Annotated in this window: 9 protein-coding genes and 1 pseudogene; 8 read left to right on the forward strand and 2 right to left on the reverse strand. The window is 49.7% G+C overall.

Features of this window, described 5'->3' with window-relative positions:
• On the reverse strand, window positions 1–1172 hold a 1172-nt coding region (locus FE784_RS35335; RefSeq protein WP_139606950.1), incomplete at its 3' end, for an IS110 family RNA-guided transposase.
• A gap of 1004 nt (window positions 1173–2176) precedes the next feature.
• Between FE784_RS35335 and FE784_RS35340 the strand changes: the two genes are divergently transcribed.
• The 5 genes and pseudogenes from FE784_RS35340 (at window position 2177) to FE784_RS35360 (ending at window position 6383) form a co-directional block, all read left to right on the forward strand.
• Window positions 2177–3058, forward strand: coding sequence for a hypothetical protein (locus FE784_RS35340; RefSeq protein WP_139606951.1), 882 nt, complete (start codon window positions 2177–2179; stop codon window positions 3056–3058).
• A 1042-nt stretch (window positions 3059–4100) separates the two neighbouring features.
• Window positions 4101–4391, forward strand: a pseudogene (locus FE784_RS35345) (DUF2975 domain-containing protein); the annotation flags it as partial.
• A 17-nt stretch (window positions 4392–4408) separates the two neighbouring features.
• Window positions 4409–4540: a helix-turn-helix domain-containing protein gene (locus FE784_RS35350; protein WP_139606952.1), complete on the forward strand. Its 132-nt coding sequence runs from the start codon at window positions 4409–4411 to the stop codon at window positions 4538–4540.
• A 17-nt stretch (window positions 4541–4557) separates the two neighbouring features.
• Complete coding sequence (locus tag FE784_RS35355; RefSeq protein WP_139606953.1) at window positions 4558–5799, forward strand: DUF4153 domain-containing protein; 1242 nt, start codon at window positions 4558–4560, stop codon at window positions 5797–5799.
• A gap of 161 nt (window positions 5800–5960) precedes the next feature.
• Entirely contained in the window at window positions 5961–6383 is a 423-nt protein-coding gene (locus FE784_RS35360) for a GNAT family N-acetyltransferase (protein ID WP_139606954.1), read from the forward strand.
• Between the two features lie 255 nt (window positions 6384–6638).
• On the opposite strand, the gene FE784_RS35365 is transcribed toward FE784_RS35360, so the two are convergent.
• The gene (locus FE784_RS35365; RefSeq protein ID WP_246132332.1) at window positions 6639–9554 is read right to left on the reverse strand and encodes a X2-like carbohydrate binding domain-containing protein; all 2916 of its coding nucleotides are present in this window, start codon (window positions 9552–9554) and stop codon (window positions 6639–6641) included.
• Here FE784_RS35365 and FE784_RS42235 point away from each other — a divergent pair.
• The 3 genes from FE784_RS42235 to FE784_RS35380 all read left to right on the forward strand — a co-directional run bounded on the left by FE784_RS42235 (window position 9520) and on the right by FE784_RS35380 (window position 13363).
• Window positions 9520–9672, forward strand: coding sequence for a hypothetical protein (locus FE784_RS42235; RefSeq protein WP_246132335.1), 153 nt, complete (start codon window positions 9520–9522; stop codon window positions 9670–9672). The two genes, FE784_RS35365 and FE784_RS42235, sit on opposite strands and share 35 nt — an antisense overlap.
• 2274 nt (window positions 9673–11946) lie before the next feature.
• Window positions 11947–12243 (forward strand): hypothetical protein, encoded by a 297-nt coding sequence (locus FE784_RS35375; protein WP_139606956.1) that lies wholly within the window; start codon window positions 11947–11949, stop codon window positions 12241–12243.
• A gap of 289 nt (window positions 12244–12532) precedes the next feature.
• Complete coding sequence (locus FE784_RS35380) at window positions 12533–13363, forward strand: helix-turn-helix domain-containing protein (RefSeq protein ID WP_176706741.1); 831 nt, start codon at window positions 12533–12535, stop codon at window positions 13361–13363.
• Window positions 13364–13704 lie beyond the last annotated feature (341 nt).

The following is a 13704-nucleotide window of genomic DNA, read 5'->3' on the forward strand; positions in this document are numbered from 1 at the left end:
TTTCGGACGGTCTGTCTGACGATAGCGTCTTGGTGTCGTTTCTCAAAGTAATCTGAACCTAAGTCCCTGTACTCTTCCTGTCGGGTTAGCAAATAGTAAGTGATCGTCATGATCGAATGTGCAACGGCAACGGCTGCTCGGCGCTTTCCTTTGCGGGCGGCGATTCGCCGGTATTGGGCTCCAAGGTAATGATCAGATCCCCGTATGGATTGAGCTGCTTCGGTGAGGGCGGAACGGAGATACTTGTTGCCTTTGCGCGTTTTGGAGGACTTGCGTTTGCCGGCGCTTTCGTTTTGACCTGGAACGAGACCGACCCATGAACATAAATGTGCTGCACTCGGGAAGCGCGAAGCAAGGTCGGTTCCAACTTCGGCAAGGATTTGCTCAGCGGTTCGCCGAGCGACCCCCGGAATGCTGTCCAGTCGATCCAGGTCCTGCTGAAAAGGGGCGAGCCGTTTGGCTACCTCTGCGTCAAGCTCAGCGATTTGCTCCGAAAGGAAATCTACGTGGGTAAGCATTGTTTTTAGCATCATGCGTTGGTGCGAGCTCATGTTTCCGCGGAGCGCCAGCTCAAGCTCTTCTTTCTTTTTCTTCATCGTTCTGCGTGCGAAACCGGCCAGCGTTTCCGGGTCCGTCTCGCCGTTTACCATGGCCTCGAGCATGTCCCGGCTGGAAAGCCCCCTAATATCGGACACGACGGAAGCAAGCTTGATAGTAGCGCCTTCAAGAACTTTTTGTACCCGGTTATGTTCGCGAGCTCGCTCTTGAATGAGGCTTCGGCGGTAACGGACCAGTTCCCGCAATTCCCGTTGGTTTCGGTCAGGGATGTAGCTTGCCTTGAGTAATCCATGGCGGAGGAGATCGCAGATCCATTCGGAATCCTTTACATCCGTCTTCCGACCAGGGAGAGCCTTCATGTGTTGTGCGTTTACGACGAGGAAGTGAATGTCTTCCGCTTCGAGCAAGTTCACGATTGGCTTCCAGAACACGCCGGTGCTCTCCATGGCCACGTGGGTGCAGCGGTGTTCCTTGATCCAGTCAATCAGCTCGAGAAGATAGACGGTGTGGGTGCGGAACGTCCGAATCTCCTTTCCTTCCGGTGTAACGATGCAGGCTGTGATGCTCTTCTTGTGAACATCTAAACCGCATGCTCGTTCAATGAGAACATCCATGAAACTCACCTTCCTACGGCAATTCGAAATTGAGGGCTGGTGCAACAACCCAAAAGGATTAATCTACCCTGCGCGCTTCCTTAAAAGGAGCAACATTCCGTGGTGCACCAAGGTCGTTGGGGTCAGACTAACGGTTGGGTTCGCGACAACATAGCGCATCGACCTCCCTCGCCAGCCGTAATATAATTATAAAACGCCTAGCCCCAATTTTCATTATCTGTGGTGCCCGACAGGGCATGGAGGGCTAACGGGTACGTAAGTTCAACAAAGCAGCGGCCACAACCGGGCCAACGGGGTGCTACACGTCAGCGAAGTACGGCCAACTCCCGAAGTTCACCGCGTTCCTCGCTGTTCCGATCGTAGTCGCGTGGACGGGCGGTGGTGCCGGCGAAGGACGTCTAGATCCGGCGGGGAAGCCGCATTCCGGGTTATTTCCGCCGCAGCCGGGAAGGATGGGCAGCACAGATCGGCTAAACGCGGCCAGCTCCGGCAGAGATGCCGTGCCCCGGATATTCTCCAGCGGCAGCGGGGCGGTCGGGCGGTGCGCCGGCATAGTGCGGTCAGCTCTGGCAGTGACGTAGCGGTCCGGGTTGCTTCCGTCGCGACCGAGTTAACGGGCCAGTACTTCGGCGTAGCGCGGACCAGCACCGGCAGCGACGCGTGTTTCGGATTACTCCCGATACCGCCGGGTGCGCGCCAGCGAAGTGCGGTCAGTTTCTCCAGCAACACCGTCTCCTGGTTGCTCCCGCCGCGACCGGACAGGGCAGCGCCCAAGCGAAGGCGCGGGAGCTATTGATTTTGGTTTGGTATTCTCGTAATGGCCAGCGAACGGACGTTATAAGACTATCACATGTGGCAACTTTGGCGACTGCCGACCAATTGAGTAAATGTCAGGCTATGCTGCGGATCCCGAATGGAGCGGTTGAGTTGAAACGGACGCCGGCCGGCCGGACATTCAATATGTGGTATAATATAGCTAAAAAATTATGGATGTGAAGGTGTGTATGGCTAAAAGGGATGCTGCGGAGGATCAGCAGGAGCACATCGAGACGCTGCCGCTGTTCTCCACTACGGACACGGGCGGACGGATGACGGTGCTCCGGCCGGGACGTCGCGTCGGACGCGTGGCTCCGCTGCTGCCGTGGCTGCTAGCAGCCGCTGCACTGTGGGCGCTGACAGGCTCCGTGCCGTTCGGCGCCTTGCTCGGCCTGGCGCCGACACCGGCGATCGGCATGCTCCTCGGTCATCCGGTCACGTTGGGCGTCGCTGTGGTGCTGCTGTTCGTCGCGATCGGAGTGACCGGCGGAGTGTACTCGCGAGCGGTCGAGCAATTCGGACAGATCAGGGTCGCCGGCCTGTTCGCGATGCTCGCGGTCGCAGGAGGACTCGCCGCAGACGCGGGAGTCCTCCTGCTCTGGACGCTGACAAGTGATCCGTGGCGCCCCTTCGACCTCGAGGCCATCGCGACGTCGCCGACGATCCCGCCAGAGCTCGGCGCCGTCGTCGGATCCGGCTTCGCCCTCTGGGCCGCCATCGTGCTCCTGCGGTTGCCCGGCTCGATCGCCCACGCCCGGCGGCGTCAGGCGGACTTCGAGCGCCTCCGCGTGGAGGGCTCATCATTCACCGGGACGCTGACCGCCGTGAGCTTCGCGAACACCTGGCTCTTCAATTACCCGATGTTCACGGTCGAGGTAGGTTACATCGTCGACGGTGCTCCTCGTGTCGTCTCAGCGCGCATGCGCACCAGCGCCGACCGCGTCCCCGTCGTCGGCTCGCGCATGCTCGTGCTGACCGACGATCGCGGAACCACCCACGTGGAGTTGGACCCGTCCAATGGAGCGTCATTCGAGCCGGACGTGAGGAAGTACGCCCCATCGGACGGCTGATGCTGCGGTCCTGATCGCTTCGGCCGGTGCACTGATCGGGAGCGGCGAGCGCATCTAGCGCAAAACTACGCAGCGATCTCGAGCTACCCGGTCGAGTGCGAAACGAGCGATGCTGCAGCTGCTCCCGTGCCGCCCGGTCGAGTCTGGAAAGGGCGGCACGGGCGCGGGAGCTAATGATTTTGGTTTAGTATTCTCGTGATGGCCGTGGCCATTTCGGCGTAGCCGATCAATAGAGGGAGTTGTCCAGATATGCTGAGGATCTCGAGCGGAGCGGTTGGGTCCGAAACCGGGGAAACCAGCAGCTGCTCTGATGGCCCAGGCCAGCTGTGCGGCCGCGCAGTGTAGACCGATTCGTTCGATAGAGTCCGGACCGCATGCGGCGCGAGTAGTTGCTCCGTTGCCGGCAGCGCGCCGGCGAATCGCAGCCAACTTCGCAGCGATGCCGTGCCCCAAAGATACTCCCGACGCAGCCAGGCGGACGGTACTTACGTGCTGTTTACATCTAAGTGCCCCTTCGAAAATGCAGGTGCCATATATCAATACCTATACTCAACCCGGTTAAAGCAAGTTTGCCGGTGGTTTGATCGGCGGCTTGCTCCGCTAACGGGTACGATAGTGGAATAAAACAGGGAGCAGACGCAACGCGACTAAACCTCGCGTTGTGGTGGTTACTTTTTTTGTCTGACTGAGTAGCATACTGACCGAGAAATCAGTGAAATCATCATCAATAACGTGAATGAATAGAAGCAGCAGCGTTTCATTATATATTGTCAATTTAATATTATCATATTGGAATGTGAGATAAACCCTTAAAACAGAGGGACGGATACGATAGTGAAGGAGCTTGCCTCATGGCAGCTCTTTTTTAGTTCGTAAAAGTAACGGACAGGTTATCTCGAGTAATAAAACAACAATAATATATTTAAAAAAGGAAACTATTTATTGCAATACGATAATTTGTATGCTAATGTCAAATTAATTAAACGAGAAGTGAGGGGCTTTTTATGAACAAGGAACAACGCTTTTTTTAAAGGCAGCCGTCATTCTTATTGGAATCCCGGTTCTTGCATTGTGCATATTTTTGGTGCCTGAGATCGCGAATTATGCAACGGAACTGTAACCGGATATGACTTACATGAAACATCTCGTTTTCATCGACTTGTACGCATCGGCGATTCCTTTTTACATTGCGCTGTATCAAGCAATTAAACTTTTAGGCTATATCGACTACAACAAAGCGTTCTTGGATTTTTCCGTATTAGCATTAAAGTATATCAAAAACTGCGCAATCGCGATCAGTATCTTGTATGCAGCCGGCATGCCGCTCTTCTATCGAGGGTTGGCATAACGATGGCCAATCTTTCCATATTGAAAAACGGAAAGGCCAAAGCGATTCGAATATCCACTTTAGAGGCGATTTGCAAGGCTTTGGAATGTCAGCCGGGAGACATTTTAGACTACAAAGGCGACGATGTCGGTTAGAGGAGGTACAACCAGCCATGAACAATTCGATTATTGAAAATATCGCCAATCCCCACGAGCTGGAGAGAATGTTTAGAAAGGAACCCGAAGCCTTTAAAAAGTCGTTCTCCTACGCCTGGGAACAACACCCTGATTCGAAGATTCTTGCCGTTTGGTATGAAAGATTGCATTTTAAGGAGAAAGCGAATACAGAAAAAGCGAATTTGTTTCAAAAAGATTTCTTGTCCATGGGCATTTTAGCCATTTTGGCTGGGTTATGTACCAGAATCCTTTTGCATTTTACTGAACAGGAAGAAATAGCTCCGATCAACCTTGTTTATGGCGTACTTCCCTTTATTACCGCCTATTTTGTTTTCAATAATACTCCTTCTAAAAAGATTTTTTACACCCTTGCTTCCTTATTCCTAATCTCCGGAGTTTACATGAATTTGCTGCCGATGGAGCAAAACGACAGTATTATTTTGACGTATATACACCTCCCCATCTTCTTATGGGTATTATCGGGGCTTGCATTTACAGGAAATGAATATGGCAAGGGCAACGCAAGATTAGCCTATCTTAAACTGAACGGGGAATTTTGCATCCTCTATGCCAGCATGGCCATCAGCGGAATGCTGCTAACGATTTTAACGATGCAGTTATTTAAATTCGTCGGCATGGATATATCTGAGTTTTATTTTAAAAATGTCGTTTCATTCGGTGCTGCCGCTCTCACGATCGTGGCAACCTACCTGGTATCGAAGAACCTTAAACTTGCTAAGAGTATAGCGCCATATATCGCCAAAATTTTCAGTCCTCTCGTGTTGGCCACATTGTTGGCGTATCTTATTACGGTGTTAGGGGTCGGGAAAAATCCGTTCTTGGACCGCGATTTCCTCTTATCCTTCAACGGAATACTTCTCAGCGTATTGGCCGTCACCATATTCTCGATTACCGAAAGCGGCTTAGTCGAGAAAAAGAGTATTTCGGATTATATCAATTTTGCCCTCCTCGTTCTTGCTCTCATCATTGACGGCATAGCTTTATCGGCTATCGTGTTCAGGCTTTCTTCTTATGGGATTACGCCAAACAGACTTGCCGTCTTAGGCATAAACATCCTTATTTTGGCTAATCTCATTTGGATAATGCTTGCTTATATGCGTTTTCTGCAAAACAAAACCGGTCCTTCGACCATCCAAGATGCCGTTACTAAGTATTTGCCGGTTTACGGACTTTGGGCAGCTTTCGTTACGTTTACTTTTCCATTGATTTTCAACTAACGTAAACGATTGCGGATGAGCTTGCCAAGCGGCGGCTCCTCTTTCATTTTGTTGAAGTAACTGGCAGCATAGCTTAATTATATAAGTTCTCTACAGCACCAAATTTTGGGCGAGAGTGTTATACTTAAACCTACCTCGAATTGAACAGGAGTTACCTATACATGGAATTACAAATAACTAATGAGACCAATGATGCCGCCAAGTCATATGTCGTAAACAAAATGATAGAATATAACCTAAGGCATTTCCCAGAAGATTTGAAGGGCAGGTATCAAGCTGTTAACCTGTATTTGCAAGATGCCAACAGGAAGGTTTACGGTGGGTTAATAGGTGAGATATGTTGGAATTGGTTTGATGTACAATATCTTTTCGTGGATGACGCCTATCGAAAGTTAGGATATGGGAAAAAACTCCTCTTCGAAGCCGAACAAATTGCAAAACATAAAAAATGTGATTTTATGAAGTTAGATACCTTGAGTTTTCAAGCGCTAGATTTTTATAAGGAACAAGGATTCGAAGTGTTCGGAACAATACAAAACGCAGGCAGGCACACTCATTATTATTTGAAAAAAGACATCCAATAATGCTAATTCCTTGAGCTAACGGCGATTGAGGGCTGAATAAGAATAATACTACAATAAGATGAGGCTGCCGGCATGGATCGGCAGCCTCGCTGTGCTAACGGGAAGTTTGGCGACAATTAAGAGAATGTAAGTGATCGTACCAGCTTTATTAAGCTAATATAATACTAACTATAATACTAAAAATTTGAAAAAGGGCTATTCCATAAACCGTCTTTGACGATCTATGGAATAGCCCTAATAACTATCGTACTAATTTCAGTTAATCAATTGCGACTTTTGCAGCAGCCGTTGTACAAGTACCGTAATCTCCGCACGGGTTACCGTATCTTTTGGTGCTAGCTTGCTGCCGTTGCGGCCGGTTACGAGTCCGGCTTTCAAGGCGTCCTCTATGCTTGCTGTCGCCCAATCCGCAATCGCTGCGCGGTCCGTAAAGTCGCTGACCAAAGGCGTCCACGCTTGCGGAGCTTTTGCTTGCTTGCTTTGCAACTGCGTAATCTTCATCGCCTTGGCGATTATGACCATCGCCTGCTCGCGCGTAATACTCTTCTGCGGACGGAACGTGCCGTCTTCAAAGCCGCTGATCAGACCGTTCGCATACGCCGTTTGCACCACGCCGCTGAACCAGTCGCTGCTCTTCACATCTTTGAACGGCGACGTTGCCGCACTTTCGGCTTTCAGTCCCAAGCCGCGTATGATAACCGCCGCGAACTCCGCGCGCGTCATGTTTTGATCCGGATTGAACATGCCATTGCTTACTCCGTTCACAATCATGCGCGAGCCCATGTTGTTTATCGAGTCTTTCGCCCAATGCGTCTCTGCATCTTTAAACGTAATCGGATACCATACGAGCGAATAAATGCTGTTCGTCAAGCTGTTCACTTTGGCGTAGTACTTACTGTCGATTTTGACGATCTGCGTCGGCACATGGCGTACCGTTCCGTCCGGATCAACCACAATAGCCGTCGTAATTTTCGAAGCGTCCACGTTGTCCGGGATCGCAATCGTCCGTTCTACATAGGCGTCGAACTTGTTGATCTCAAACGATTTACCGTTATATACCCCGCGCACCGTAAATTCCAGCGGTGGCAGCACGAGACTGAACTCGCCTGCTTTAGCCGCATTTTGCACGATAGCCGTTTTCGCTGCCGTCGGCTTGGCGATTTCAATCTGGATTTTGATGTCGGAAAGCGTTACGTTTTGTCCCAGTTGTGCCGAAATCGCATTGATGTCGATTTGCTTGGCCGAAATGGTGTAGGTAGCGCTATCGGTCTTAATCTCGATTACCGCTTGCTTTTTCTCCATATTGCTGACCATTTGTCCGTTCAGTTCGCCTACTGCTACATCCGATGTCGTGGTGATCGGGATCGTGATGACCGCATTTTGTCCTGCTGCGTCTAACCGCTCTTGCAGCTTCGCTGGATCAACCACGACTGTCGTCACCGACTGACCGTTCACCATCGTTGTCGTCGCTGTGCCGGTTTGCTCGGCTTTGCCGTTGACCAGTACGTTGACGCCCGTGTTAGGCGTGCCGCTGTCAGACGGATACTCGTCCGCGCCAAACGGTCTGGCGCTCAGTTCATTCGACGCCACACTGTCGCCGGAGCTGTTCGTTGCTTTCACGACATAGTAGTACGTCGTTCCGTTCGTTAATTCTGTTGATGTATAGCCGTATACCGATCCTCCAACGGTGATTGGAGTACTGCTGCCGTATGTTCCCGATGTGACCGTTTGGTACACTTTGTAGCTGGTCGCTCCGTTGACCGGAGTCCAAGATAACGTTACTTGCCGGTTGGCTGCAATAGCCGATACCAGCACAGGCGCATTTGGAACCGGGTTAACCGTTGTGTCGATAACCGTGATCGTATAGGTCTGCGGCGTGCCTGCGCTGAAGTTAAACGTCAATGCTTTCGTGCCGATAGGCAAGCTTGCCAGATAGGAGCTATGCAGCGTAACGATGTTGCCATCGACTCCATAATGCGTTCCTCGCACAAGCGGCGTCGAGTCATCAGTAATGTTCGAAAGCGTGTTTCCGTTTGTAACGATCGTCACGTTAAGCGGCGACTGTATTTCGACGTTTTTGTCAAATGTGCCGGTCGTCGGCGTGATGATGCTGTTTTGCGGGCCTGGCGTCGTGTCGATTACCGTGATCGTATAGGTCTGCGGCGCGCCTGCACTGAAGTTGAAAGTCAATGCTTTCGTGCCAACAGGCAAGCTTGCAAGGTACGAAGTGTTCAACGTGATCGTATTACCATTGACACTGTAATGCGTTCCTTGCACAAGCGGCGTCGAGCCATCGGTAATGTTAGACAGCGTATTCCCGTATGTAGCCATCGTCACATTCAACGGCGATTGTTGCGCTACATTTTTGTCAAATGTGCCGGTTGTCGGCGTGATGATGCTGTTTTGCGGGCCAGGCGTCGTGTCGATTACCATAATCGTGTACGTCTGCGGCGCGCCTGCGCTGAAGTTAAACGTCAATGCTTTCGTGCCGACAGGCAAGCTTGCCAGATAGGAGCTATTCAGTGTAACGGTGTTGCCGTTGACGCTGTAATGCGTTCCTTGCACAAGCGGCGTCGAGCCATCGGCAATGTTCGACAGTGTGTTCCCGTATGTAGCCATCGTCACGCTCAGCGACGACTGCTGCGCAATGTTTTTGTCAAATGTGCCGGTTGTCGGCGTGATAATGCTGTTTTGCGTCGTGTCGATTACTGTGATCGTGTACGTCTGCGGCGCGCCTGCACTGAAGTTAAACGTCAATGCTTTCGTGCCGACAGGCAAACTTGTCAGATAAGAGCTATTCAGTGTAACGGTGTTGCCGTTGACGCTGTAATGCGTTCCTTGCACAAGCGGCGTCGAGCCATCGGCAATGTTCGACAGCGTTTTCCCGTATGTAGCCATCGTCACATTCAACGGTGATTGCTGCGCAACATTTTTGTCAAACGTGCCGGTTGTCGGCGTGATTTGCGGATCGGTAGAGTCGGTAATCGTAACGGTTAGCGTCTGCGGCGTACCCACGCCGAAATTGAACGTCAGCGTCTTTGGTCCGAGCGGCAACAAGGACAAGTACGAGGAATTGATCGTCACCGCAGTCCCATTCACGGTATAATCGGTTCCTGATAGCGGAGAGGCACCGTCGGTGATGCTCGTCAGTCCGTATCCGTACGCCGACATCGTCAACGACACGTTTGCCGGAACCTTTTTGTCGAATTCGGCCGTTTTCGGGCTGATTGTGCGCGTGTTGGGCGCTTTAACGATTCGCACCTGCAGCGGCAGCAACATACTGGTATAAGCGATATATAGCTCATTATTATACACTAACATATCAAACGGACTGGGGAGGGATTGCAAAGTATCGCTTTCCGTTACCCATGCGGAGCCATCGTATCGCTTCAAGACTATACTTGGAAAAAGCTGGGGGGGCATGGGCGCCAATTGATAATATGCGGCATACAAAGATCCGTTTGCGACTGTCATTACCGGATTCATGACCGGATTTAATACGGAGCTACCAAGCCCGTTTTCTACGGCTACCCAATTTGATCCGTCGTATTTTTGGGCTTTAAGTTGGGGACCGTCCAGCCACATTGCAAAAAGCTCGTTGTTATGCACTCTCAAGCTTGGAGGCGAGGCGCTAGTCGCAATACCGCTTAAAACGCCTTCGTCCACAAACTGCCAGCCGTTGTTATCCAAACGTTTTACCCGAAGATTAACGCCTTCTGTCCATGCCACGTACAAAGCATTATTAAAAATTTCAGCGGCGATCGGTGATGAGGTGCCGCCAATGATCAAATTGCTCAGTGAGACGCCACCGTCCGCAGGTTCCCAGACGCCGTTGACTAATTTTTTGGCACGAACTTGTCTAAGCGCCAGCATAGTCTCATTCCAAAATGCATACAACGCCCCGTCATAGCTAATCATATACGCGCCTGAAGCGCCTGAGTTGCTATCAACGTTCAATCCTGTCCCGTCGTCCGCCACGGACCAGCTTCCATTTTCGTACTTTTTCACCCGTAATTTCGAGTTAATTTCAAGTCCTTCCATCCAGTAAGCATATAGCGCATTATCATGTACAACCAATCTGGGAGACATGATGGGCTGGCCTGGTGATGCTTGAAGACCGGCGCCTGATATGTCCGTCCATGTTGGCGCGGTATACTTGAACACTCTCACCGTCGGATTGGATAGTTCTGAATAAAACACCGCGGCATACAACTCACCGTTGTATTCCATTATTGATGGCATCAATGTCGGAATCATGGGTGACCCTATGCTCCCGCCATCGACCGACTCAAAATCGATAGAAGCCGACGCGCGCTGTCCTCCAAACGGCACAAGCACCCCAAGTGCCAAAACAAAGCATAATAACAGCGAAACCCATCTTCCCCCAAATCGAGTTCCTTTCCAATTAAGTCCCATAGCCTACTGTCGTCCTCTCCCAAAGTTGAAAAACTACTATTTTTCGGTATTTTCCACAATTCATTATAGTATACGGAATGATAAAGACATATTAAAAATTATTTAAAAAAATATGAGCCACCGGTTTCTCCAGGAATAAAGGGCTTCCGATCGGGAAGCACCTTGAGTGCCATTTCGGCTGAGCATCGCGTTCCGATCAGAGTACCGTCCAACTGCTCTGAAGCCAGCATCGCTTCCGGCGTAACGTACAAGCCGATCCCTTCGCCTTTCTCGGTCTGCACGCAAGGTTTATGTGAAGAAACCAAGTCGTAAATAGGTCTCGGCGGCCGCACAACGTGGTCGAAAAAGATTGAGATTCCAAAAAAAGCGAGATAATAGATGTGCATGGGTAGTTCAGTACGAAGCAAACAACCTGTAGGCTGCGATGGAACAGACCAGCCTTGTTTCGATTGCAACTCTTGTAATTGGCTATCAGAAGGATACAAATGGAAGATTTGATGGGGTCCGAAATCGTAACCGACCTTATTAGTGCCGTGATCGCAGGTGTGGTGGGGCTTTTGGACGGCACCTGATCCTCAGCTTAATAATATTAAATTAAAGAAGATATGAGTCAACTGCAAAGTAGGGCAGAAGAGCATCCCTCCATAGTTTCTTAAATGTCAGTCCGAATAATGAGATACTTGGTAGCAACGGCACACGGCCGGGATATTTGAGATAGGCAATCTGCCCCAAAAAAAGTGCGGGTTCGCTTATGGTAAAAATCTGAAAGCGTTCTTTCCTGAGAAAGCGGCAGCGAGTACATTGAAAGCCGATTTTGACGGAATCGCGTACGGGAAAGTTCACCTGCCGTATCGTAAGGTAAACGCATATGTCTATGCCTTTAATAATGGGTCATGAGCTTTGCAGGAGCATCTTGGATTCGTCCCAAAAAGAATACTCAGTGAAATGATTTTTACAAAGGGCAGGCATTTCGACGAGTATGTATATGGACAGACAAAAGATGAGTTTGAAAAACTCAATCCTTTTAGCTAACGGAGAATTTAGTTGAACGAAATAAGAAGCAATTAGCCCAGTGGCAGCTGCATTTTTGTTATATTGAAGTAACTGACTGCATAGTTGAGAATACAATTAAAATTGAGGTGAACTAATGGAAATTAATAAGTACCCCGAGAATTACTTTGAACACTACATGGTTAGTTTTTCTGGCATTGGTCAATCACCAGATAAAGAGGGGTTTGAAAAATTAGCAAGGTTATATATAGATATCGAAGGATTAGATACGTTTTCTGAACTAATAAAGGAAATACAACTGATTAATGTTAATAACGACCGGTCTTACTTTGAAAGTGTAATTAATAATTTTGAAATAAAAGGGTTGGATATTAATAAGTTAAAGGAAATGGCTGAAGTAGCGATAGTGGTTTTTGAAAAATCATTGCACTAACGGGTACGATAGTGGGAGAGATAGAGCTTGCCGCGCGGCGGCCCCTCTCTTCATATTGATGAAGCTATTGTTTGTGAACAACGGAATTTTCCTGGGACGCTTCCGAAAAAATGGGTGAAATTGTGTTCTCTGGTGTTCAAGACATATCTCTCCACGTCATTCAACCGCCGGTTGAATACGTAAACGAAATCGCTCAACCAACTGCTGATTGGCTGCACGGATCGCCTATGATACGTTGAATATAGCAAATCGGCCGATTCTGCAAACCAATATGCAGGAGGAAAATATCATGGATGTACGGAAAATCGGTGCCTTCATTTCAGATTTAAGAAAAGCCAAAAATAATACGCAGGCAGAGCTCGCTCAGCTTCTGAGTGTTAGCCACCAAGCCGTATCGAAATGGGAGCGCGGCGAATCGCTGCCGGACATCGGCCTACTGCCGCTTACAGCGAAGCTATTGGGCGTGACGGTCGATGAGCTGCTGAATGGCGAACGTTCTACCGATCTTGAAGTTGCACCGATAAAGATGCAAATAGAAAAGGGGGATGTCCTCATAAATCCCGAGCCCCCCGGTCATCCTGGGTGCCAGCTGACCCTTGATCATGTGAGCGGCTTGGCACCGTTTCTATCCCGTGATGCATTGGAAGCCATGATTGAACAGACGGAAGGTGTTGTGCACTGGTCCAATGTCAATGCACTAGCGCCATTCCTTGGACGAGCCACATTGGAGAAGCTCGTAGAAAAAGTGATCGATGGAACGATCGAACTGAGCAAGATTACGGGGATCGCTCCGTTCCTAGGCCATGAGACGTTGGATCGCCTTGTCAATCATGCCGAAGAAGGAAGCTTGCAATGGGACGCGATATCCGGACTTGGCCCGTTTCTTTCCAAGGAGACATTAGGTCGGCTCGCCCATCAGGCAGCTGACGGATCTATGGTTCCGGAGAATATCCTGGGACTGGCGCCGTTTCTAGATCAATCCCACTTGGTCATGCTGATCGAGAGCAGGGGCGTAAACGGTCTACGTCCCGAGCATCTAGTCAGCCTCGCGCCATTTCTTCCACAAGCGATAATCGAAAAGCTCGCTTTGGGTTACAAGCAGGAACCGGAGTCTGAATAACCTAATCTTTCTTAGTAATTGGTACAATTATTACCCATAAAAAGAACTCTCCATAAGCGGAGGGTTCTTACATTTTTATCCATACGTTTGCGGGTGGTGTCAGTTACGCTGGTACTACCCCTAAAAACAGAGTTGTAGATTTTAAGACAATAACTAGAGGTCTCTTCACTAACGGGTACGTTAGTTGAATAAGAAACCACGACAAGGCTGCCAGCATGAATTGGCATCCTTGTTGAAGTAACGGGCAGCTTAGTATGGTTGTATTAAGAAATAAAGTCAGTATAAAGAACATATTTCCAAGTAATGATACGCTTGAGGTGATGATATGCGTTTGTTTCTTG

The organism is Paenibacillus hemerocallicola (assembly GCF_006265175.1).
Lineage (GTDB): Bacteria > Bacillota > Bacilli > Paenibacillales > NBRC-103111 > Paenibacillus_AB > Paenibacillus_AB hemerocallicola.

What these genes read in the sequence shown, in the direction of transcription:
- FE784_RS35340 (WP_139606951.1), top strand. Translation starts at nt 2,177, where the DNA reads ATGGCTAAAAGGGATGCTGCGGAGGATCAGCAGGAGCACATCGAGACG.
- FE784_RS35365 (WP_246132332.1), bottom strand. Translation starts at nt 9,554, where the DNA reads ATGTCGGCGTACGGATACGGACTGACGAGCATCACCGACGGTGCCTCT.
- FE784_RS35380 (WP_176706741.1), top strand. Translation starts at nt 12,533, where the DNA reads ATGGATGTACGGAAAATCGGTGCCTTCATTTCAGATTTAAGAAAAGCC.
- FE784_RS35355 (WP_139606953.1), top strand. Translation starts at nt 4,558, where the DNA reads ATGAACAATTCGATTATTGAAAATATCGCCAATCCCCACGAGCTGGAG.
- FE784_RS35360 (WP_139606954.1), top strand. Translation starts at nt 5,961, where the DNA reads ATGGAATTACAAATAACTAATGAGACCAATGATGCCGCCAAGTCATAT.
- FE784_RS35350 (WP_139606952.1), top strand. Translation starts at nt 4,409, where the DNA reads ATGGCCAATCTTTCCATATTGAAAAACGGAAAGGCCAAAGCGATTCGA.
- FE784_RS35375 (WP_139606956.1), top strand. Translation starts at nt 11,947, where the DNA reads ATGGAAATTAATAAGTACCCCGAGAATTACTTTGAACACTACATGGTT.